Genomic DNA, 23,619 nt, shown 5'->3' with positions numbered 1-23,619 from the left:
TTTTCTCCCTCGGCTCATTCCCCCAGGGACGCACTCTATCGATTAGGTGTAGCGCCGAGGGGAATTTGGAAAAAAATCTTGATTCTCGGCGGCGGATTCTCTGCCACTCGGCAACTAATTCAATAGCAGTTTGTTTCTTTCCCCCTCTGCGAGATGCAGCCAATGTCGATACGCTCGGGTTTCTACGCCGCCTGTTTTATAGTTGCGACAGCCCCATTCACTTTGGCTCAACCTCCCGGGATGGGAGGTGAAGATCGCGAGCTGCTGGACCAATTCGACAGTGATAAAAATGGATGGCTAAATTCCGAAGAACGCCAACAGGCGCGTGCCTTCATCAAAGAGAACCCTCAGGAACGGCGAGGCTTTGGCGGACCTCCTGGTGGGCCTGGTGGCCCCGGGGGTTTTGGAGGACTAGGCGGCCCTGGATTTGGGCCGCCTCCTGGTCTTGATCCACCTGAAGGCGAAAGAGCAGAAGATCGTCCCGAAAGAGCTGGACGCCCCGGCGGATTTGGCGGCCCTGGATTTGGCCCCCCTCCCGGATTCGATCGTCCTGAAGGCCCTAGGCCGGGCGACGGACCGGAAGCTGACGGCCCGCCACGAGACTTTGGACGGCGCGAAGGATTTGGGCCTCCGGGTGATCGTGGCCCCGGATTTGGCCGTGGGCCAGGACGAGGCGGACGTGGTGGTCCAGGCGGACCAGGCGGACCAGGACGCGGCGGCGACCGTCCACCTGCCACCAAGGGAATTGAAATCGATAAAGCATCGGTTGCGCCGGTGGAAGGTGACCTGTATGACGTCAGTGTTCTGCGAACAATCTTTCTTGATTTTGAAAATGCAGACTGGGAAGCAGAGCTAGAAGATTTTCACGGAACCGATATCGACGTCGCTGCAACCTTGACGGTGGACGGCAAAACCTACCCGAACGTTGGCATTCACTTCCGCGGAGCATCTTCCTATGGAATGGTGCAAGCCGGACACAAACGATCGCTGAATATTTCGACCGACATGGCGGACGAAGACCAACGGTTGCAGGGATACAAAACCCTCAACCTGCTTAACGGAAGCAGTGACGATTCTCTGATGAGCACAGTCCTCTACTCGCACATCGCCCGAAAGCACGTCCCAGCGCCCAAAGCGAACTTCGTCCGTGTGGTTATCAACGGTGAAAACTGGGGCATCTACACTAACGTCGAACAATTCAATAAGGATTTTATCAAAGCAAACTTTGAAACCACCAAAGGAGCTCGCTGGAAAGTTAGTGGCTCCCCACGCGGCGGCGGCGGATTGGACTATCGCGGGGAAGATCCTGCGAACTACCAACATCCTTATGAACAAAAGTCGGGCGGCAAAAAGTCCCTGAAAAAACTGATCGAACTCTGCCGTGTCTTAGAAGAAACTCCAGCCAGCGAATTGCCAGCCGCCCTTGAACCGATCTGTAATGTCGATGGCTTGCTGTGGTTCTTAGCGCTTGACAACGGTCTGATTAACTCCGATGGGTACTGGGTTCGAGCAAGCGACTACAGCATCTACTTGGACGAAAAGGACAAATTCCACTTCATCCCCCACGACATGAACGAAGCGTTTCGAGCTGCAGGGGGCCCCGGAATGGGCGGGCGTGGACCAGGCGGTCGCGGACGCGGTCCGGAACAAAATCGTGAAGCTAGGCCCGACGCGGCGCCTCCCGCAACGGCAACCTCCCCAGTGGGACTCGATCCACTCATCGGAATGGACGATCCGACCAAACCGCTACGAAGCAAGGTGTTGGCTGTTCCCAAATACCGTCAGCAATACCTGAACAACATTCGTGAACTGGCGGAAAACGATCTCGACTGGACGTCGATCGAACCGTTTGTAAATCAAGCGGTCGAATTGATTGACGACGAAGTCAAAGCAGGGACCCGCAAACTGGGGACATACGAAGCATTCGTCGAAGCAACCTCACCGCCGACCACCGAGGCCAAAGCCCCGGAAGCTCGCGGAGGACACGGTTCCATGAACCTGAAAACGTTCTTCGACCAACGTCGCGAGTTTCTGTTGAACATGGAGGCAAAATGACTCACTCAAAACCGACCATCCAACGCATCGAGATGAAGTTTCAGCTCGATGCGGATATGTCCGCTCAAGTGAAAGATTGGGCGAGAGACCACCTTGGCGTCGACGAAAACTGCAATGCAGCGGAAAGCGATTCCTATGATATTCGAACGCTCTATCTGGACACTCCGGAACTTGACCTGTTTCATCGCACACGCGTGATCGGGCTTGCCAAACATCGAATCCGGAGATATGGAAACGAGCAAACCCTATGGGTGGAAACCAAACGCAAGAAAAAGCAGATCGTTCGCAAAAATCGAACTGCGGTGTTTGAATCCGATTTACTGGCTCGTTTGTCTGCACCGGAATTCGCTTCCCCTAAGGCAATCGACCTTCAGAATGCCAATGGCCCATTGAGCAATGTGACACGTCCGAAACCTACCAGCGAACCGCGTGGCACGCTGGCGTCAAACTCTATGGAGGCTCTGACGAACACCGCCCAGGTCTTTTCAGAGGAAACCGCGGCCGATCCTTGGTGTGGTGATTGGTTCCTGAAACGCATCGCGGAGCGACGCTTACAACCAGCGGTCCAAATCGGTTATCGAAGGTTTGCGAGGACTTCGATGCTGAACGGAGAAAATCTGCGTCTAACCATCGACAGTCACATGTCTACCGGACCGGTCGATGACTGGAAAGTATCGACCGGCGGCGCACGCCAAGACTTGGCAATCGGCGAGCATGAAATTTTGGAACTGAAGTTCAACAACCAGATGCCCGCTTTGTTTAAAAAATTGCTCCGGACGTTCCCTATTCCAGCAACCGGATTCTCAAAATTCCGGTCGGGGATCGTCTGCCGGTCACTGCATCAATCGGAGACGCTAACAAATGAACCACTGGCATCCGGCCGGCCACTAGCAAACAAGGGACGAATGGCAAATGCCTGATTGGCTCACAAACGTTACCGATACCCAGGTCGATCCTTCGCTCCAGGTATTGCTCACTCGGTTGATACTGGCTTGGTTGTGCGGGTGCGTCGTTGCCTGGATCGCTCGTCGCAATCAAGCCCCCGGTACAAACGACACGCTGACCTTAACCTTGATCCTGATGAGCATCCTCATTGCGATGGTGACTCAAATCATTGGTGACAATGTAGCTCGAGCGTTCAGCTTGGTCGGAGCGTTGTCGATCGTTCGTTTCCGAACCGCGATGTCGGAAACTCGAGACGTCGCGTTTGTGCTTGCAGCCGTTGTTGTTGGCATGGCGGTCGGCGCTGGCCAATACTGGGTTTCAGGACTCGGTTTGGTAGTCGTTGGACTAGCAACCCAAATCAATCGCGCCTCATCGCATCCCACATTGAAGAAAACCACGGAACCTGGGAAAAAGCCAGCAACGTGGCGATTGAATTTGCAGGTCGGCCTTAGTGCAACCGATGGCTGGGAATCCGAGATCGAAAGGTTCACGCAGAACCTTCAACTGGTCTCCGCAGAAACCAGTCGGCGAGGAAGCGCCCTGGAACTCACCTATCACCTAGTCCTACTGCCAGACAGCAACGTCATTGATTTAGTGGCGGCGTTAAATACGCTCCCCATCGTCGAATCCGTCGCAACCAAGGAACTTTAGCCGTCTAAAAGAGGGGCATATCTTGCTTCGGGTAGCCAAAATGCTTGCCATTGGAAGCGAAGAAACCTAAGCTGGGCCCTAGATACCTGTGCCTACAAATGGAAGGCAACCAAGTATCTACCGTTTTCCATGGAAAGCGGCCTCCCTTCCACGTGCCTGCCCTACGGATTTCGCTCATGTTCTTCGATTCCATTCGATTTATGGGATTAGTAGCCACCATTATCGGCATTGGATGGCAGGGCTCGCTGCCGGGCAAAGAACCGACCACCAAGATCGAAGCGACTGCGGAGGGGGCCGAGACAGACGAAACGGCCGACGAAATTCTGGCCGGACATTCGTACCATGGCGATTTCCTAAACGACGGTCCGCGGCAAGCGGCCTATCCGATGGAAGGGACCGGGCATGTCGATTTCCCTGTCTCCACCAAAAGCCCCCAAGCCCAAGCATTTTTTGAGCAGGGTTTAGGTCAGTTCTACGGTTTCTGGTATCTGGAATCAGAGCGTTCCTTCCGGCAGGCAGCTAAAGAGGATCCGGATTGTGTCATGGCGTACTGGGGAGCCGCCCTGGCGACTCTTAAATCCAAAGACCGTGCTCGCGGTTTTATTGCCGAAGCTGTCGAACGCAAAGGCTCCGCGACCAAACGCGAGCAAATGTATATCGACGCGCTCGACAAGTATTTGAATTTCGGACGTCCGAAAAAAGGGGATAAAGAGGACGCGAAGGAAGAAGACGAAAAACCAAAAGCTTTGACCAGCGAAGACAAAAAAAAGCAGGCCGAGAAGTACACGCAGGACCTGGAAGCGATTGCGATCGCGTTCCCAGACGATATCGAAGCCAAAGCGCTGTTGGCATTGCAGTTGTATGAGAACCACTCCGTCCTGCCCAACCCAAGCTACTTGGCCGTTGACGGGTTATTGGACCGAGTCTTCGCAGCCCAACCCTTGCATTCGGCTCACCATTTTCGCATCCACCTTTGGGATCGCAAGGAAGCGAAGTTGGCGTTGCAGTCCGCGGCAATGTGCGGTCAGTCGTCCCCTGGAATTGCACATATGTGGCACATGCCAGGGCATATCTACTCCCGGTTGAAACGCTACAACGACGCTGCTTGGCAGCAGGAAGCTTCGGCTCGCGTGGACCATGCTCACATGATGCGAGATCGAGTCCTCCCAGACCAAATACATAATTTTGCGCACAACAACGAATGGTTAATTCGCAATTTGAACTTTGTCGGACGTGTCGGAGACGCGGTCGACCTTTCGATCAACATGTGCGATCTGCCACGCCATCCAAAATTCAATACGCTCGAGAAACGTGGAAGCGCCCGTTACGGACGGCTACGCCTGATTGAAACCCTACGGCAGTGGGAACTATGGGAGCAAGCCTATCAGTTATGCCAAACCTCATATATTGAACCAACCGAAGTCGAAAAAGAACAACTCGAACGTCTGCGTCTATTGGGTGCCGCTGCCTGGATGACCCACCGGACCACGCAAGGCGAAGAAGTCTTGCAGGATCTAGAATCCAAACTGGAAGATAAGCGAGAAGCCCAGAAGAAGGCAGGCGACGAAGCAGCAAAAAAAGCTGAGGACAAAGCTGAGGACAAAGCTGAGGACAAAGCTGAAGACAAAGCTGAAGACAAAGCTGAGGACAAAGCTGAGGACAAAGCTGAGGACAAAGCTGAGGACAAAGCTGAGGACAAAGCTGAGGACAAAGCTGAGGACAAAGCTGCTGCAGAGCGTAAGAAGGCGATCGAAAAAGCACGGTCGGATGCTCGCAAACCATTCGCGACTCCGATCAACGATCTGGTAAAGGCGATCGCTGAAGTCCAAATCTATCGACACGTCGCCCAAGACGAATTTGATGCAGCCTCTTCTCTGCTAGAAAAAGCCTCCCGAAACATTCCGGCTACACTGAAAGCGATGATCCTGTTGCGGACAGGGGATCCAGACAAAGCGGTCGCCCTGATGAAGAAAGAGGTTTCCAAGGGCAGTAACGAAGTTCATCCACTCGCCAGCTTGGCCGAACTATGTTTTCTCTCTGGCGATTGGGAGCAAACGAAAGAGTCCATCGTGAAACTTCGCGGCATCGCTTCAGCCGCCGATACGACAGCTCCGCTATTCGGTCGAATGGATTCGATTTCCGAACGCGTCGGTGAACCGAAGGGTTGGCGAGGCGATGCTCCCGTCCGCGATGATTTGGGCGAACGTCCGAGTCTTGATTCCCTCGGTCCTTTCCGTTGGCAACCCTCCAAGGCTTCCGACTGGAAGTTGATCGACATGGACGGCAAGCCCCACACGATCGAGGAGAACTCCGGCAAGCCGATCCTTGTCATTTTCTACTTAGGCGCCGGATGCCTGCACTGCGCTGAACAACTTCAAGCCTTTGCTCCCAAAGCGGACGCATTTGCCGAAGCGGGACTGCAGATCGTCGCCATCAGCAGCCAAGGACAGGATGACCTGAAAGAATCGATCGACCTATACAACGGTGCCCCACTCCCATTCCAGCTTCTCGCCGATTCGGAACATGAAGCTTTCAAGGCCTTCCGCGCTTATGACGACTTTGAATCTCAACCGCTTCACGGCACCTTCTTGATCGATGCAGATCGCCGTATCCGCTGGCAAGACATCGGCTACGAACCGTTCATGGATCCTGACTTCGTTCTAAGCGAAGCCAAGCGTTGGTTGCCAGCTCCCGACGCTTCCGCCGCGGACGCGGATCCCGTCAAGACTCCACAAAACGGCCCCGAACCGAAGACCGCCTCGGCGAACAAGTAGCCCTCGCGGTGTTTGCGTTGATTCTCCGACGCCAAGAATACCGGAGTCGTCGCCTTTCGCTGGGGACATGAAATTGATAGGTGACGGTTTCCGAGTTGGGTCGCAGATGTGCATCAGAGAATCCCAACCCGCTGCGTAAGCGAGGGACCGGGAACACGGTCCGTAATCCCTCGCTAACGCAGCGGGTTGGAATTAGTTGCGTCGACGCTCTAGCCCGCAGGCTTCGAAAAGAGTTCCGTTTCCGGGCGTGCCCCGGCGGGCTCACAACTGGCAGCTACTCTCTTGTGCGATCGAAATGCGGTTCTCCGCTAGTCTCTGTGAGAGAGTTTCAGTGAGTAACATCTTCGGATCCGATAGAAGAAATTTTCGGCTACACCGAATCTTGAATCACACGCATCACGTTTCCACCAATTACTTTTCGGATAACCTCGTCGCTATGTCCACGCTGGACTAAGCCAACGGTGTACAGCGGCCAATTGGTCCAGGCAATACTCTCGTTCATCGCACCGGTTGTCTTAAAATCGTCTTTCGGCCAGAGCATGCGAAACTCCTCCCGCTGCTTTCCACGACGCGGGACCTTTGCCCGTTGAGTTCCGGAATCCTGGGCGGTGTATGCGACGTCGGTTCCAATGGCAACCGCATCCGCTCCAAATTTCTTGATCACGTAATCGACATGATCAAGCAAGGCATTGATGTCTCCGCTGTTCCCTAGATAACGCGGGATGCAGCAAATCCCGATATAGCCGCCACCATCGACAATCGCCCGAATCACCTCGTCCGGCTTGCTGCGAAAGTGAGGGTAAACTGCATTGCACGTTGAGTGACTAGCAACCATCGGCTTGGTAGATGACTTGGCCGCTTCCAGACTTGTCTTCCATCCGCTGTGAGCACAATCGGGGATGATACCAACACGATTCATTTCGGCGATCGCTCGATGCCCAAAATCGCTTAAACCGGCATCGCTCTTCTCTCCACAACCATCGCCGATCATATTACGACGCTGGTAGGTCAAATGCATCATTCGGATGCCCAACTGGTAGAAGACTCGCACGTACTTTAATTCGTCTTCGACCGACACCCACTGCTGAGCCAGGGGGACGCCGTTACCGGTCAGATAATAGCAGTGCCGATCTTCTTTCTTGGCCGCAACAATATCGCCAGGAACCGCTGCTTTAAATACGAAGCCGCGTAAAAGGTCGGTCGTGTAGGTATGTCGGGCCAATCTCTTAAGTAAACGCATCGGGTCTTGCCCCTCTTCCCCTGCGTTATTGAACACGCAGGTAACGCCCGATGCCCGCCAAGCTTCGCGGTATTCCTGTTCTTGGACCGGATCGGTTGCGAACCGTGTCATCGTCATCTCTTCTTGCATGTCCTTCAGTTCGGCTGCAGATGCGCCCGCATCGACGGCCGCTGCAACGACATCCCCATCGACGGACGCTCGAGGTCCAAACCCATAGGAATCAAAGACAATCGATTCTGCGTGCAGTTGCAGTCCCCTTTCCAATTCAGCTTTTGAGGGATTCAAAATCTTCATCGCCACGTTCCGCGCATCCTGGATCTTAGGATTTAGTCGCGACTGAAGTGCTTCAACGGAGTTCCCCGGACTCGCTTCCGCTGCGCTACCCTGCCCTGCCGCGACCGCAAGCGTGCACGCTCCGGCAATGGTCTGAACCGCTTGTCGTCGATTGATCATGTTGGAATACCTAGATATGAATAACAAAAATCGCCGATGCGATTCAAAATACTTGGAAGACAAGCCCCGCAAATGACGGCGACATGATGAAGGTCGGGGCGATAGGATTTTCGCAACACAAATGTGGGGCCCAAATCCGACGATCCGCAGCAGGCAGGGTGTGAAAACGGTATTCTACAGTCTGTTCACCGTCATTTGTTTACCCGAACCGCTGGTCCGGGCACTGTGCTGGCAGGTAATGATTCCACCAGTCCCGGGCGGGCAATACCACCGCTTCACGCAACAAATTGACCGCTGCACCTGCGAACATCGTTTGCCTCCCTCCGCTTCATCGAAATTCGACACACATGATGCTTACAGCCTTTCTAACGAACCGCATCGTCCGATTCACCTCGGATCATTCTCCACGAATTCTCGTATGTTTGCTCCTTGCCTACGGTTTGCAATCGACGGGGGTGGGGCAAGACATTGTTACCTTGGATTCGGTACCGGCAGAACGTGAAGCGATTTCCTCTCAAGAGCCTCTTGCAAAATCATTTTCGGCGAAGCAGGCAGCCATCTATCTTGATCGCGCATCCCTTACGTGGCAGAAAGAGAAAAAGTGCGTGACCTGCCATACGAACATGCCCTACATGTTTGCTCGCCCCGCACTTGCGTCCGTGCAGCCTGATTCAGGAGAGGTTCGGCAATTCTTCGAACAATACCGCACGGTTCGTTGGAAAGACAAACGCCCAACAGAGAACCAAGGATTCTGGGCGATCGTCGTCGCCGCTGGATTGACGTTCAACGATCTTCAAACAACGGGAAAGCTGAGCCCCGTAGCAAAAGATGTTCTCGATATGTTGTGGACAGCCCAGCGGGAGGATGGTGGTTGGAACTGGCCCGACTGCGACTATGCCCCTATGGAAATCGATGATCATTACGGTGTCACCGTGGCAGCTCTGACGGTTGGTATCGCCCCTGATGGATACTCGAAAACCGAACAGGCGAAAGCAGGATTAGAAAAACTACGAGGGTATTTTGCTAACAACCCACCAAAATCGCTTCACCATCGCGCCATGATTGCTTGGGCTTCGGTCCGGATCGAAGGGCTTGCCTCCGACCAGCAGCGAGCCGAAACATTGAAGGAACTGCTGTCACTTCAATTACCGGATGGTGGTTGGTCAACCGCTGGCTTTCTAACGGACTGGAAAGGATTGGAACGCGATAGCGGTCTTCCACTGGATACCGATACCAGCGACGCCTACGGGACCGGATTGGTAATTGTGATCAGTCGGGAACTGGGTATCCCCGCCGACGACCCGCGTCTTCAAAAGGCAATCGGCTGGATACTTGCCAACCAACGCGAGAGCGGAAAATGGTTCACTCCATCGCCGGTTAACGACGCCGGAAATCTGATATCCAATACCGGCAGCGCGTACGCGGTTCTTGCGTTGCAAGCCTGTGGCAAGCTACCGAATTGGCCGCTCGAAACCTCTTCTACGGCGATCGGCGAATAGAATCGCTGGCCTGCAAAAATGAAGGCGATTGACGTTCCTAAATTTTATCGCTGCAAAGGTCCATTGTCAGAACCTGCAGCAGGTCTTCGCGTGTAGCTTTGCGTGGGTTATTTGACAAACGCTCGGCATTCACCGAATCGACAACCGCTACCAAATCATCCTGCGAACAAATCCCTGCGTCCGCTACCGACACAGGGCAATCGAGATCACGAAGAATTTCTTGAATTCGTTGGCAGCCTTCTGCAACATTGACAGCCCCCAGTAATTCAAGAATCAAGCCAATACGCTTCTGAACATGCTCCGCCCCGCGCGGGTCGCTGCAATCGTCCTCACCAACCTCGGCATTAAATGCCAACATCGGAGCCAGCGTGAGGGCTACCGCGACGCCGTGGGGGATTCCATGCATCGAAGTGAGGTGGTAAGAGAGCGCATGGGAGGCCGTTGTCTTCGTCAGATTGATCGCCTTGCCAGCTAAGTGTGATGCAAGCGACATCGCTTTGCGATCGTCTGGGGATGGGCCGCAACTGGCAGGGACAAGATGCTGAGCGGCCAGACGTACTGCTTCGGTCGCATAGCCCATCGATTCCTCTGTAGCACCGACGGACCAAATCGACTCAACAGCTTGGCAAAACGCATCCAATCCGGTCGCGGCGGTAATCGATTTGGGAAGGCTGGACGTCAATCGGGAATCCACCACGGCAATATCAGGCAGCAGACTGGCGTCGGCGACGGAATACTTTTTGCCCTCGACATAAACCACTGCAAAATGGGTCGCTTCGCTTCCTGTTCCGGCAGTCGTTGGAATCGCAATCAATGGGACTCGCTTTGCCTGTAGAGAGACTTCGCGATCGATAATCTGCATCGGTTCGGCCTCTTCGACCGCAAACGTCGCAATCAATTTCGCCAAATCGATCGCGGTCCCCCCTCCAATCGCGATCACGATATCTGGTCGGAAGGCTTGGTATGCTTCAATCCCACGCCGAACATCCGAGAGTTTCGGATTGGGTTCGAAGCCAACAAAACGAACGGTTTCACATTTTTCAAAAAAAGGTTCCAGCCGCTCTTTCGCGCCCGAGGCTTGATAGGCCATTTCGTCAAGGACCAAGAACAACCGTTCGCATCCACGCGTCTCAACCAATCCAGGAACCAGATCAATGGATTCGGCCGGACCACTTGCAGACGCAATCGAAGAGGAAGGGTCCAAAACCATCAGCGCACCATCAAAGCAAAGGATGAATCAAAAGCAAAAAAACGACCATAGAGAACACACATGGTCGTCTTGCATGATAGTACAAAGTCCGATCCAAAGCTGAACCGCCGCGTCCGCGTGCAACTTAACAAAATGAACAAATGGAGGCAAAACCTTCCGCAATCTCAACATGAAGATTTCGCGAAGAACCAAGTGACAGGCTCCTTTGTCTCTGAAATGAAACTGATAGAATCAGCGCCCTGTTTTACATCGGAGGAAGGCACCCGTTAATCTTCCTGTCCCAGACTCAAACAAAGGAGCCAGCCCCTTTGAATCGTGATGTTGCTGATTTCGTTTGTTCGGCTACTGGGGCTGAGCGGGTACTGAAAGTTGATTTGGTACAGTCGCTTTGGAGTGGCTATGGGCAGATTGCGCGTGTGCAGTTAGCCGGTTTGCCAATCCGGTCGGCGATCGTCAAACAGGTTTCGCCACCAGATCAAACCAACCATCCGCGTGGCTGGAACAGCGATCAATCCCATCGCCGCAAGCTTCGTTCTTACGAAGTCGAATTAGCGTGGTATCGAGATTTTTCCGAACGATGTGGCTCCTATTGCCGCGTCCCGAAATGTTACGCGACGCGTTCTCTAAAGGGGCAGTCTCTGTTTGTCTTGGAAGACTTAGACGCAGCCGGTTTTCCACGTCGACAATCATCGCTCCGTCGAAACGGCGTGGAAACGGGGCTCCGTTATTTGGCGAATTTCCACGCGACCTTTCTCGGTCAGCCACCAAAAGGTCTTTGGCCGATTGGGACGTACTGGCATCTCGCAACCCGGCCCGACGAATGGCAGGCGATGCAACCAGGTGAACTGAAAACACACGCCGCTGCAATTGATACGATTCTGAATCAATGTCGGTACAAGACCATCGTGCATGGCGATGCGAAGGTCGCAAATTTTTGCTTCTCCGAGGATCTACAACAAATCGCGGCTGTCGATTTTCAGTACGTCGGCGGCGGCTGCGGGATGAAAGACGTCGCGTACTTTCTCGGAAGTTGCCTAGACGAATCGGAATGCCAACGCGGCGAATCCACTTTTCTAGAAACGTACTTTTCAGAATTTCGCAAAGCACTGAAGCGAACCGGATCTACCGAATCGGCGGGGAATATCGAACGTGAATGGCGAGAGCTCTACCCTGTCGCCTGGGCTGATTTCACGCGGTTCATGCTGGGATGGTGCCCCGAACACGGAAAACTAAACGCCTACAGCCGCCGTCTTTCACGAAGCGTCACCAACGAACTGGAATCGATAGACGGTGACACCACGTTTTAAAATTCCACAGTCAGAGGGGAAAAGTCCCTCATCGTTTCCAGGCCCGAAGGGGTGACGCAATCTCTGGCGAGGGTGAAGCCTCCGGTAAATAGGAACCACTGCCAGCGAAAGGCCCGGAGGGCCGACGCAACGACTGCTGGCCATTTATCCACCGTCTATTTTGACTTCCCGTAGTATCTGAGCCACCCGCAGGGCTTTTATCACGGTTTCTAACCTTTTTCAGATAAAATTCTAAGAAAGGATCGGTCACCGGTACTTCCTGTTAGAGGAAGGGCTCGCTGTGATTCAGAAATGCCAGACGCTGCGAAGAGGACCTATGTTGAAACCGACTCCGGGAGTCAAATCGTCCACTGCGAAAGGGGTGCGTGAGCATTCCTTGCAGTCGCTATTTGACGACCAGGAGACTCCTCTACTGCGTTACGCGTTCTCTTTGATCGGACGACGTGTCGTCGCCGAAGATATCGTTCAAGAAGTCTTTTTGCAGTTGCACATTCACTGGGAAAAGGTTGACTCGCCACGCGACTGGCTGTTCCGCAGTGTCCGCAATCGTGCGTTTAACTATATCCGAGACAATCGCCGCGAAGTTCTACAGGGGGATGATCGCAATCCCGGATCTGCAGACGGAAGCGATGAAACGTCCGAGGCGATGCTTCTGAGAATGGAGGCATCCGGAGTCCTGCGGGAAACTCTCAGAGAACTTAATGAGGATGATTTGCGTTTGGTCAAACTCAAATATTTTGAAGGCCTCAAGTATCGCGAAATCAGCAAACAAACCGGCTTGACCATCGGCAACGTTGGCTACCGTCTGCACCACATTCTGAAAGACTTAGCAGCCAAACTGCGTCCTCTGGGACTTGATGAAGAATCATGAACGAACCTATAAACAATCCCTCGACCGAATCGGATCTAGAAGCTCGCATCGTATCGATGGTGCTGAACGAGGCATCCGATTTCGAACGGGACCAACTAGAACGATTGTTGCAGCAGAGGCCCGACTTAGCGGCGTTCAAGGCACGGATGGAAGACGTTCATGGGTTGCTGCATGATTTGCGCGATGATGATTCAATCGACGCAGGCGATGATTGGAAACTACCGTTGGAACGCCGCGACCAAGTGATGGCGGTGATTCGCGGCGAAGCGGATCCACTGCAGCTGCCTCCCATACCTGCCCCTGCCGCGGATAGCACGCTGAGCGTCTTGGGAGCACGTGGTCGGCGGCAGGTCAAAGTTGCGTCCGTCTTTGGTGTCCTCGCATCGATTGCAGCGGTCGGACTCGTTGCGTTCGTAAGCACTTCGCTGATTAGCGATTCGGAGGTCGCTGTCTCCGATCGTGTCCTGAACCGTCAGACTGCCGAGACTGCCGATGCGATTTTGGTGCCCTCCATCGAAGCGGATGTTCGTTTAGAAATGCGTGCCGACGATCGAGATGATTACTCGGTTTTTGGCAATGAATTAGACCATTTGTCACGCGATGCTAAAGACAATGTCCCGCTCGAGAACTTGCTGCCTGATATCAAGGAACGACTTGATGCAGCCACGACTCAACTGCCCGCATCGAATCGCAAAAATTCGATGTCCTACTTTTCTGACGTGACACCATCGGGGGAAACTTTACCGCCGTCCGTAGCATCGGTTCCTCTCGGAGAGAGATTCGGCCGTGAAAGACGGTTGCCTGATTCGTCAGTTGTGCCACAACCGACACGAAATGAGAGTCCCTCCCAGCCCCCTGTGGATTCCAAGAATCAAGACGCCCAACCATTTCCAAACGCGAAAGAAGATGACCCTTTCGGCGTCGACGAAAATCAAAGACGCCATTTTGAGCGAGGAGAAACTGAACAAAACCAACCGGCCTCGCCACCCGATGCGGCTTGGGATGTGGCGGGAAGTGCGGGAGGTGGAATGTCGGGCGGGAAAGGATTTGCAAATGGCAGTCAGCCCATGCCCCCAACTCCGCTGGAGGAATCGCTAAATCGATCTCCCCAACAAGCGCGTCCGGCGCTTCGAACGACGAGAGAAACGGTAGCTCCCGTTCTACCATCGGCGCCATCCGCGGGGAGTGCAGGCAATGATAAGGCGGACGCCCCCAAAACTGCACCTACCACAGACGATGAAAGTCTACTGGCATTGGACTTTTCGGGTTACGCGGGAGCGGCTGCCAACAAATCTGCCCCATTAAAACAAGCGCCCGCTGAAGTGGAATTCAAGAGTGATGTTCTTAGACAGCTGACCGAAGAACAAGCGAAACCAAAATCACTAGACGATCGAGTTGCAGGCCTGCCGATCGCCCCCAAAGAGGAAGCTAACCTTGGTCTACCGAGTCCGGCAAATGTCGCGAGCGAAAAACAAGCCGCTGGAACACTGCCAACTCGATTCGATGGCCTAGGATCCAATGTTTGGCAATCTCCAATCCCGTCCGTTCCAAAGGCGCTCAACGAAACATTGGCCAACGAGGAATCGACGTCGACATTCTCCCTGCATGTCAGCGACGTCTCGTTTAAGTTGGCTCAATCGGCGCTCTCCCAAGGCGAGTGGCCTGAACCATCAAAGGTACGAATCGAAGAATTCGTCAACGCGTTTGACTATGGAGATCCACTGCCAAGTGAATCGGAAAAAATCGCTTGCCAAATTGAGCAATCGGTTCACCCGTTTATCCAGCAGAGAAATTTGTTGCGAGTCGCGATGCGGACCGCTGCCGCAGGCCGTTCCAACAACACTCCGCTGCGGTTGACTCTACTGCTGGACAATTCTGGGTCGATGGAACGTCACGACCGCCACCAGACTGTCCAGCGAGCATTCACACTACTTGCACAACAACTGAAACCAATCGACCAGGTTACATTGATCAGCTTCGCTCGCCAGCCGCGACTGCTTGCGGACAAGGTTACAGGCGATCAGGCCGGGCAGTTGATGGAACTGGTTGAATCACTTCCCAGTGAAGGTGGAACCAATATCGAAGCGGCTCTTCAGCTTGCCGGAGAGAAGGCACTGGAGCAAAAGATCGAAGGTGCCCAAAATCGAATCGTATTGCTGACCGATGGTGCCGTCAACTTAGGGAACGCCAACCCCGAGAGGCTGTCCAATCAGATTGTTGAACTGCGCAATTTTGGAATCGCATTTGATGCGGCGGGGATCAGTGCCGAGGGCTTGAACGACGAGGTCTTGGAAGCGATGACTCGGAAGGGCGATGGACGATACTACTTGCTTGACAATCTGGAATCGGCCGATGAGGGCTTCGCCAGACAGCTCGCCGGAGCGCTTCGGCCTTCGGCAATGAACGTCAAAGTCCAGGTCGACTTCAATCCACAGCGAGTCGGACGGTACAAGTTACTGGGGTTTGAGAAACACTTGCTAGACAAAGAAGACTTCCGCGACGACAGCGTCGACGCGGCCGAGATGTCCGCTGAAGAAGCGGGAGTGGCGATGTATCAGTTTGAAGCCAAACCAGATGGTCAGGGAGATGTCGGTTCGGTCTCTGTCCGTTTCCGCGACATGAACTCCGGTCAAATGGTTGAGAAACGATGGCCCATCTTGTATCAGCCAGACGCGCCACACACCGACCAAGCGACCCCTTCAATGCAGATCGCCACCGCCGCAAGTTTGCTGGCCGCCAAACTAAAGGGCGATCCCCTGGGCGCGAACGTCGACCTGAAGTCGCTAACGAAACTAGTCTCCGAATTGCCCGAACCCCAGCGCGACACGAAACGAGTCGTCGAACTGCAAGAGATGATCCAGCAGGCGAGGCAAGTAAACGGAGAGTAACGGAAAGCAAAACGCTAAACGCCAAAGGATTGCGAATATGGACATACGACTACTCAGGACACTTCATTAATCAGTGTGGCGGTAGGTCGCTCCATTTATCAGCCGTTCCGCAGTAAGACCGTAGGTCCCAGGAAGTCCAACTAGAGCCGCGACAATTGCCCACGCAGATGATTTGTTCAGAAAGATCATCGCAAGAAGTTGACGCCAGTCGAAGAAGCATGTTTCGCTAGAGCGTGCAAATCCTCCTTTTCCCAAGAGCCGTCCGTGATGAATACAAGAGCCTCGTCAACTTTGAAAAACGCCGTCCGATGGCCCGCTCTGATCGCGATCCTTGCATTCCTCGCGGCGTTTCTTATCGCTGACGTTCCTTGCCGCGGAGAAGAAAAGACGGACAAAGCGACCGTCCAGTCGTCGGTCGGCGAAAATGGAATGGCAACCATCATCGTTGAAGCCCGTGGCCAAATGCCCAAACCGCCCCTTTTCTTCGCCGCGAACGCGACGGCAACCGTGACCGTCCGTCCCCAACAGATCCAACAGTCTATTCAGTTGGAAATCAAGGTACTTCAGGGGAGTACAAAAACGATTAATCTGGGGATGCATGGCGACGCTCAAGTCACAAAAGTGACCGACCCAAATCTGCTCTCCTGGGCAATTCGCAAAGTGGGCGATAAACAATTTCTCGAACTGCAACTGAAGAACGAGGTTACCCAGACGAAACCGACGATCGAACTGCAATCGAATATTTCCAGTCTGCCCGCCAAAGTTGATCTCGCCCATTTGACCCCCGGAGACGCCATCGGTTTCGATTCGCTGGTCAATATTCGATATGCCGATGGAGTGGAAGGGACCGTTACCGAGGCAGCAGGTTTTGCTCCGCTGAAAACGGAGGATCAGGCAAGCCACCTACACACAGCGACAGGTGGGCAGATCACACTGGACCTACAGCGAAGCGGCACTTCGCCGGCACCGATCGAACTGACCAAAAGCCATTTAGTCGGCAAGCTTGCCTCCGACGAACGTTCGGTTCTATTTCAATACAACACGACCGCACAAGTCAATCAGGCGGATTCCGAAATCACCATTCTCGCCGGGAATGTTGCCGTCGATCAGATTCCCAGCGGACCTGGCTATCGTCTGAAACTTGCTAACGAAGCGGACAAACCGGTCTACAAACTTGTTTTTTCTGAAGCGGGAACCTTTGCAATCAAGCTGGACTTTGTCGCAGCGTTGAAGGTTCCCGATGCGAATTCTCGCAGTCTAGATTTCACGCTTGCCGCCAGTGCGGTTGTTCCCATCGAATTGAACGGTCTGGATTCGAACCTTGAATTTGTGCGCGAACAAGAAGCGATTGTTCCGGTTCGCGACGAGGAACATTGGACCGGGTTCCTGCCCGCCAATGGGCGGACGAAGCTTCAGTGGAAATCCGCGAAGAAGTCGACCGACGGAAAACTGTTTTTTACCACAAGCGGCAAAATCGATGCAAAGATCGGCACGGGGTTGCTTCGTCAAGATCATCAGATCGACTACCACGTTCTGCAGGGCGAATTGGCTTCGTTAAGCCTTCAATTGCGCGGCCCCGGAGAGATTCTGGACGTATCGGGCAGTAACATTGTTGCTTGGAAAGTAAGCGAAGAGGGGGAAGCCCGCCGGCTGGACGTCACCCTCAGCCAGTCGATCACATCCAAGGGTCAGATAAACGTCCGCACCCGAACACCGCTCGGTGCTTTCCCGGTGCGCACCGAGGGGCTTAGTCTGATTCCTTTAAACGCGATCCGACATTCGGGGTATCTGCGTCTTAGCAATTTGGGATCGGTCCGCTTAGAACCAACTTCGCTGGCTGGACTGACCCAACTGGCCCCAGACCAGTACCCTGGAGAGGCATTAGAATCCCGGCAGATTTTTGCTTACCGCTTTCCCGCCGCTGATTATGCATTTTCGATATCCGCCGATCGGATCCAGCCCGAGGTTAACATCTCGGAACTTGTGCTTTATCAGTTGGCCGACACCGATCGCGTCATTAAAGCGGACATCGAATTGGATATTCGCGAAGCCCCCATTCGTGAATGGCAGTTCGGCATTCCAAGCGACTATTCGATTGTTTCAGTCACCGGCGCAAGCGTGTCCGATTACATCGCTTCCACCGATCCGGCGAATGGAATACGCAACCTAAGAGTCATCTTTGGTGAAGACCTATCCGGGCGTCAGCTTGTTGCACTGCATCTAGAAAAAAATGAACCCGCGGGCGAAGCGGACTGGGTCCTTCCTCGAATCGAATATACCGGAGCGAAATCGGTTCGCGGCAACATTGGAATCGTTGGAGCACCTGGATTTCGGGTTGCGGTAGGCGAAACGGACCTGTTGGTCGAAACACCGCTCTCCTATTTCCCAAAACCGACGCCGAATCTGCAACAAACCTTCCGGATTAGGGAATCCGATTGGTCTGCGACGATGCGTATTGAACAACTTCCCCGGAGCGTACAGGCGGATATCTTTCACCTTTATTCCCTTAGCCAGGAAACGGTCTATGGAAGCGCCTTGATCAATTACTTCATCACAGGTGCCCCCGTTTCGCAGTGGTCCATCGAAGTCCCAGAAACCCTGGGAAACGTAATGGTCGATGGTCAAGACGTTCGGACTTGGCGACGGGAAGGCGACCTGCTGATCGTTTCGCTCCATCAGCCGGTGATGGGAGCCTACACGTTGTTGATAACCTACGAAGAAAAACCTGAAGGTAACGATGGTCTTTTCCAAGCCGGACAAATCAATCCGCAGAATGTGCAAGGGGAGCGTGGTTACATCCAAGTGGTCAGCCCCATGCAGGTTGAAATGACGACCGCATCGGTTTCGGAGGACATGCTGAAACTAGATCCACTGGAACTACCAGCCGAATTTCGCTTATTAAGCACCGCTCCTTCTTTAGGATCCTGGCAATACACGGCGCGCCCTTTTCAGCTGGACCTAAAAGTAAAGTGGTTTCAGCCTGGATCCACCGTCACGCAAGTCGTCGAATTTTCAGAAGCGAACAGCCGCGTTTCCCAAGACGGCGAACTGGTGACGGATGTTTTGTATTACGTAAAAACGAGAGGAGAGCGGACTTTTCGAGTCCAATTGCCAGCGGAACCAGTACGTCTTTGGGAAGCGACCGTCAATGGTCAGCCCGTCACCGCTAGGCAAGCGGACGAGGCGACTTTGATTCCACTTCCTGGTGGAACAGATCCTAATGTTCCAGTCGAGGTTCGCTTGCGGTTAGGAAAGCCGAAAATTGCCGGTCAACAACCAATGCTTCGGCTGCCCATTGTTTCAACGCCGGTGTTAAAAACCCAGTGGAGCATTTCAGGCGACGAAAAGCAGGTGTTGATTTCCAAAGGAGGAACCGTCACGCCTCCCCTGCCCGTCCTGCGTCCCTACGGTTTCCAGTGGGTCGCGAAACGAGGACTGATCGCTTTCACTCTGATCGTGTCACTGGCGGTCTTAGGTATTTGGAGCCAAAACCGATCTCCACTGACGAGAGGCCTTGGCCTGATTGCGTTAGGGATTGCGTTAACGCTGTCGATCACAACAACGGCAATGGCAATCGCTGAAACCGCGGGGCCTGCGTCGTTGCAGCTAAGCCTGCCGATTCTTGCAGCGGGCGAACTAGTGGAATTGCAGGTTCAGAACATTCCATCGTGGCGTGTCAACTTCACATGGGAAGGTCTGGCGGCTGCGGTGGTTGGTTTGCTGGCCATTGTTTGGTCCTTTTCACGCCGTTCAGGTAAACGCCGCACCGTCATCTGCGGGGTGGGAATCGTTCTGGTCGCGATCGGAATCCTGCTGCAACGCGACGGAGCGCCCTGGTTCTTTGGGGTAACGGTTGCCGCCATCCTTTTCCTCCTAATCATTCCTATCGCATCGAAGGTCGGAAAAGATATCATCACATGGCTACGGAAAAATTCAGAAAACAAACCCACAACGACACCGTCGGGAACCCATCCTCCGGATTCCGATTCGGGAATCGTGACCACCATCCTTGCACTGCTGCTGTTTGGTCTCTCGTCCGTATGGTCAACTTGTTCTGCGGAAGTCGCCGGCGGGTATCAAGCTGCCGACGTCATTTCACAACAGTGGCAAGTTGCTCACAAGGATTCACGGTTAACGGCCACTGCCAACGTGACTCTAACGGGTCGTCCGGGCGATCGATTTCTCCTGCTTCACGCACCCGCCGTCCTGACAGCTTTTGACGGTGAAGGTCTTCGATTGACAAAAGCCGAGGTCCCTGGACAAGGCCTGTTTTATGTCGTCAGCATTGAAACGCAGAACGCACCCAGCGTCGAAAACAAAGCGGACGAACCCGCCACCGAGACCGATGGTTCCAAGACAGATCCGGACGATTCCGACGACGCCGTTGAAAAGAAACCGGCAGTTCAGGGTTCGGTGCAGCGGTATGAGGCAACGTTCGAATACCAATTAGAAGCGATCAAACCAGCGGAAGGGGTGCAGGTCATGACCGGCTCCGCAGCCGTACAAAAGGTTGAAGTTGTTTATGACGAACCGGGTTGGCAAGTGTCCAGTTCCAATGCCGTTCGAACCGAGATGGACGAAATCGTCACGGACGCGACCAAAGCCAGATTGTTGCTTGCTCCGGGGCCGGCCACGCTAGTCTTTAAACCCAAAGCCCGCGACGTCACGGCCGAAACGGTTCAATTCTTCGTCGAAGGTTCGAATCTATATTTACCCGGTCCTGGAGTCATCGATGGACGGCATCGCCTGCACGTTCGCACATCGCAAGGCCAACTGACTGAACTGAACGTCCGGGTGCCAAATGGATTGACGGTCAGCGGTGTGAGTGGCCCTGTTGGATCGTGGCAGTTCGACGCTGAAAGCGGTCAGTTGAATCTTGAACTGGAACCCGCACAATCTCAAAGCTTCGATGTAGCCATCGAAACACAGCGGGGGCTGGAACCGCTTCCAACAGAGGCAACCGTTGGTCCGCTGAAGGTTGACAATGCGGATGGCGAAGTGGGCTTGCTGGCGATTGCCTTTGGCCCCGATGCTCAACCGGCGAAACTAGAACCGAAAACGCTCTCAGCGGTCAACTTGAGTGACTTCGATGCCAGTCTACTGCCCAGTAAAGAATCGGTCCTCCACCGCGTCTTCCGTTATGGCGTCGACGGAGGGGAGTTGGCCATACGCGTCGCGCCGGTCGACTCGGAGGTCCGTTTGGTTAGCAAGCAGGTACTATCGTTGGGGGACGAACGAATCGTCCTAAACGTCAACTTCACCGCAGAGATTTCCCGCTCCGGGCTGTTTCAGCTTAGTTTCCCGCTGCCGGAAAAACTGGAAGTCGAATCACTGACGGGCGATTCCCTCCATCATTGGGCAGAACTGACCGAAGGTGATCAACGCCAAATCATTTTGCACCTAAATGGAAAGACCATTGGTCCCCAGAACTTCTCGCTTGTGCTTGCGGGCCCCACACCGGATGCGCTGGAAAGTTGGGACATCCCCCGCTTTGTCGTGAACGAATCGACACGCCAAACCGGTGAACTGGTAGTGCGTCCCACGACCGGAATCCGGCTACGCACGATCACGAGGCAGAATGTATCGGAAACGGATCCGCGAAGCATGGGCGGAAATGCCCAAGGAGCACTAGCGTTCCGGTTGCTGCAGCGAGATTGGAATCTGGTGCTGGGTATCGAAAAGCTTGAACCATGGATTACCGGCCAGGTACTACAAGAAACAACGTTACGAGAAGGACAAACGCGTACCGCGCTACTCGCGAACTTCAACGTCCAAAACGCTTCGATTCGATCTTTACAAGTGGTTCTCCCGATTTCCGATGAAGGTGAAATCAAAACGCTTCGAGCAAACGGGAAAACAGTTAGCGACTTTATCCGTACCGCGCCCGACTCAAACATATGGGAGGTTCAGTTTAAGCGACGGGTCGTCGGCAACATTCAGTTTCGCATCGAATACGAACGCCGCGGCGACCGCACCCACGAAACCGAATCGCTTCGCCCTGCCGAATTTCCCGCAGCTAGACAACTAACCTACTTCTTCAGCGTTCGCGCTGGCGGTCGTCTGGAGATTGATCACGAGGAACTGTCCTCGGGTTGGCAGCGAGCCGACTGGAGCACTGTTCCTCAAGCCCTTCGCGATGCCGGTAACCGGGTTGCCCCCGCACTCACGTTGCGGGCCGTTGCTCCCGCCAATCCTTTGGCAATTCACGCAACACGCCATTCTCTTGCCGATGCCCTAAAACTTCGAGTCGCCAAGGGAACGTTGACCACGATCCTCTCGCCGACCGGAGACCAATTGACCGCGGTTGATTTAACCGTGGAGGTCATCCAACGGAGCAGCCTAGTCGTTGGCCTGCCTCTAAAGGGCGAACTATTCAGTATCTTTGTCAATGGAGAGAGCGTCCATTCGATTCGCCAAGGTGGTGACGACAATGCCTGGCAATTCTACATCCTTCCGGGCATCGACGACCGAACGGCTCAGGTTCGTTTTGTCTACTCGGTTAAGGGAACACGGCTAAATCGACTATCGCTCAGCAGTCCCGAACTAAATGTTCCCTTGGAAAACATCGAATGGAATGTGGTCGCCCCCAAGGGATTTGAACTAACCGACAGCGATGGAAATCTGGAACTGATTGGCCGAGCGAATCAAGAGAAGTATGACCGTTCCTCGTACCTCTCCAAAATCAGCGGGAAACGTCAGGTGCAGGCAGAACAGGCGACGCAGCTGTTGGAACAAGCTAACCAGTTACTTCAAGCCGGAGAACAATCGAAGGCCAGTTGGGCATTGAATAGTGTTGCCAACCGTTATGCCCTCGATGCAGCTTCCAACGAGGACGCACGTGTTCAATTGGAAAATCTGCAAACACAGCAGGCGATCGTCGGCCTAAACACCCGCCGCCAACGTCTCTATCTGGATAATAACCGCGACGACACGGCGATCGTGGACAATGAACAATTGCGTCAAGCTGCGGTTGATAACCCCATCCTTCAACAGGACCAAATGAATTTTCGTCCGCAAGAACTAAGCCAGCTACTTGGCGGTAACACGACCGAAGACAATGCAATTCTTCAGCAAATCGCGGGGCGTCTGGTGCAACACCAGCATACAACCGAACCTGCCCCGCAAGCGATTCTGATCAGCCTACCTGAAGAGGGTGGGGTCTACACTTTCAGCCGCAGCGTGCAGGTCGCGGAAAACGAGCCGCTCCAACTGGATTTGCGATTTGATCTGCAGCGTCGGTTGCCGATCTGGCAAGCGAGCATACTGCTCATATTGTTGGTAACCATGGCCGCCGGATTCGCCTTCACCGCCACTCGAAGGAAAAACGCCGCGTGATTGCGGTGGCCTCCATTGGAAAGAATCATCGGCGTCCGGCTGCCTCAGGCGTTTCTTTCACACGAACGCACTTACGCAGGATAGGTTCGTAGGTCGTTCTCGCGGTCCAACACGGTACGGCATGGTTTGACGCAAACAAGTTCGAAGGAGTGCGTTACCAAAAAAGCCACAAGGAGGCAGCACTCAAGCCCGAACCGTACGCTCGTCCGACCAGGCCATGGTTCTATGGACGGGAAAGTTTCCGACCGTTTTTTCGATCGCGACGGAATCGTTAAATACGACATCGGAGAGGTCGGGGACGAACGTCGTGGCGGATAGACGTGAGGCCAAAACTGGGGGCGAGGGTGCTGCCAAATCTTACGCGGCGAAGCCTCGTCACGGAGGCTGATTT

At 54.0% G+C, this 23,619-nt stretch carries 11 protein-coding genes; 9 read left to right on the top strand and 2 right to left on the bottom strand.

What is annotated here, in order from left to right:
• Positions 1–162 precede the first annotated feature (162 nt).
• The 4 genes from FF011L_RS13055 to FF011L_RS13040 all read left to right on the top strand — a co-directional run bounded on the left by FF011L_RS13055 (position 163) and on the right by FF011L_RS13040 (position 6,425).
• The gene (locus FF011L_RS13055; protein ID WP_218933183.1) at positions 163–2,055 is read left to right on the top strand and encodes a CotH kinase family protein; all 1,893 of its coding nucleotides are present in this window, start codon (positions 163–165) and stop codon (positions 2,053–2,055) included.
• Positions 2,052–2,975 (top strand): polyphosphate polymerase domain-containing protein, encoded by a 924-nt coding sequence (locus tag FF011L_RS13050; RefSeq protein ID WP_145352084.1) that lies wholly within the window; start codon positions 2,052–2,054, stop codon positions 2,973–2,975. The genes FF011L_RS13055 and FF011L_RS13050 overlap by 4 nt, the downstream gene beginning before the upstream one ends.
• Positions 2,968–3,651: a DUF4956 domain-containing protein gene (locus FF011L_RS13045; protein ID WP_145352083.1), complete on the top strand. Its 684-nt coding sequence runs from the start codon at positions 2,968–2,970 to the stop codon at positions 3,649–3,651. The genes FF011L_RS13050 and FF011L_RS13045 overlap by 8 nt, the downstream gene beginning before the upstream one ends.
• Before the next feature lie 176 nt (positions 3,652–3,827).
• Positions 3,828–6,425, top strand: a complete 2,598-nt coding sequence (locus FF011L_RS13040; protein ID WP_145352082.1) for a peroxiredoxin family protein — start codon at positions 3,828–3,830, stop codon at positions 6,423–6,425.
• 370 nt (positions 6,426–6,795) lie between these two features.
• Here FF011L_RS13040 and FF011L_RS13035 read toward each other — a convergent pair whose 3' ends face one another.
• The gene (locus FF011L_RS13035; protein WP_145352081.1) at positions 6,796–8,118 is read right to left on the bottom strand and encodes a dipeptidase; all 1,323 of its coding nucleotides are present in this window, start codon (positions 8,116–8,118) and stop codon (positions 6,796–6,798) included.
• A 347-nt stretch (positions 8,119–8,465) separates the two neighbouring features.
• Here FF011L_RS13035 and FF011L_RS13030 point away from each other — a divergent pair, with 347 nt between their 5' ends.
• Entirely contained in the window at positions 8,466–9,617 is a 1,152-nt protein-coding gene (locus FF011L_RS13030; protein WP_246109895.1) for a prenyltransferase/squalene oxidase repeat-containing protein, read from the top strand.
• Positions 9,618–9,654: 37 nt separating this feature from the next.
• Here FF011L_RS13030 and FF011L_RS13025 read toward each other — a convergent pair whose 3' ends face one another.
• Positions 9,655–10,827, bottom strand: coding sequence for a phosphonoacetaldehyde reductase (locus FF011L_RS13025; protein ID WP_145352080.1), 1,173 nt, complete (start codon positions 10,825–10,827; stop codon positions 9,655–9,657).
• Positions 10,828–11,135: 308 nt separating this feature from the next.
• On the opposite strand from FF011L_RS13025, the gene FF011L_RS13020 reads away from it, so the two are divergent.
• The 4 genes from FF011L_RS13020 (at position 11,136) to FF011L_RS13005 (ending at position 23,228) form a co-directional block, all read left to right on the top strand.
• The gene (locus FF011L_RS13020) at positions 11,136–12,134 is read left to right on the top strand and encodes a phosphotransferase (protein ID WP_145352079.1); all 999 of its coding nucleotides are present in this window, start codon (positions 11,136–11,138) and stop codon (positions 12,132–12,134) included.
• Positions 12,135–12,450: 316 nt separating this feature from the next.
• Complete coding sequence (locus FF011L_RS13015) at positions 12,451–13,005, top strand: RNA polymerase sigma factor (RefSeq protein WP_145352078.1); 555 nt, start codon at positions 12,451–12,453, stop codon at positions 13,003–13,005.
• Positions 13,002–15,893, top strand: a complete 2,892-nt coding sequence (locus tag FF011L_RS13010) for a vWA domain-containing protein (RefSeq protein WP_145352077.1) — start codon at positions 13,002–13,004, stop codon at positions 15,891–15,893. The genes FF011L_RS13015 and FF011L_RS13010 overlap by 4 nt, the downstream gene beginning before the upstream one ends.
• Positions 15,894–16,160: 267 nt before the next feature.
• Positions 16,161–23,228, top strand: coding sequence for a DMT family transporter (locus tag FF011L_RS13005; protein WP_145352076.1), 7,068 nt, complete (start codon positions 16,161–16,163; stop codon positions 23,226–23,228).
• Positions 23,229–23,619: the final 391 nt, after the last annotated feature.

This window comes from Roseimaritima multifibrata (assembly GCF_007741495.1).
In the GTDB taxonomy this organism is placed as follows: domain Bacteria; phylum Planctomycetota; class Planctomycetia; order Pirellulales; family Pirellulaceae; genus Roseimaritima; species Roseimaritima multifibrata.
The sequence above is the reverse complement of the archived record's forward strand: the minus strand, read 5'-3'. Positions and strand labels throughout refer to the sequence as shown.

Excerpts from the sequence above, each read along its gene's own strand:
- FF011L_RS13055 (WP_218933183.1), top strand. The coding sequence starts at position 163 with ATGTCGATACGCTCGGGTTTCTACGCCGCCTGTTTTATAGTTGCGACA.
- FF011L_RS13050 (WP_145352084.1), top strand. The coding sequence starts at position 2,052 with ATGACTCACTCAAAACCGACCATCCAACGCATCGAGATGAAGTTTCAG.
- FF011L_RS13045 (WP_145352083.1), top strand. The coding sequence starts at position 2,968 with ATGCCTGATTGGCTCACAAACGTTACCGATACCCAGGTCGATCCTTCG.
- FF011L_RS13040 (WP_145352082.1), top strand. The coding sequence starts at position 3,828 with ATGTTCTTCGATTCCATTCGATTTATGGGATTAGTAGCCACCATTATC.
- FF011L_RS13035 (WP_145352081.1), bottom strand. The coding sequence starts at position 8,118 with ATGATCAATCGACGACAAGCGGTTCAGACCATTGCCGGAGCGTGCACG.
- FF011L_RS13030 (WP_246109895.1), top strand. The coding sequence starts at position 8,466 with ATGATGCTTACAGCCTTTCTAACGAACCGCATCGTCCGATTCACCTCG.
- FF011L_RS13025 (WP_145352080.1), bottom strand. The coding sequence starts at position 10,827 with ATGGTTTTGGACCCTTCCTCTTCGATTGCGTCTGCAAGTGGTCCGGCC.
- FF011L_RS13015 (WP_145352078.1), top strand. The coding sequence starts at position 12,451 with ATGTTGAAACCGACTCCGGGAGTCAAATCGTCCACTGCGAAAGGGGTG.
- FF011L_RS13010 (WP_145352077.1), top strand. The coding sequence starts at position 13,002 with ATGAACGAACCTATAAACAATCCCTCGACCGAATCGGATCTAGAAGCT.
- FF011L_RS13005 (WP_145352076.1), top strand. The coding sequence starts at position 16,161 with ATGAATACAAGAGCCTCGTCAACTTTGAAAAACGCCGTCCGATGGCCC.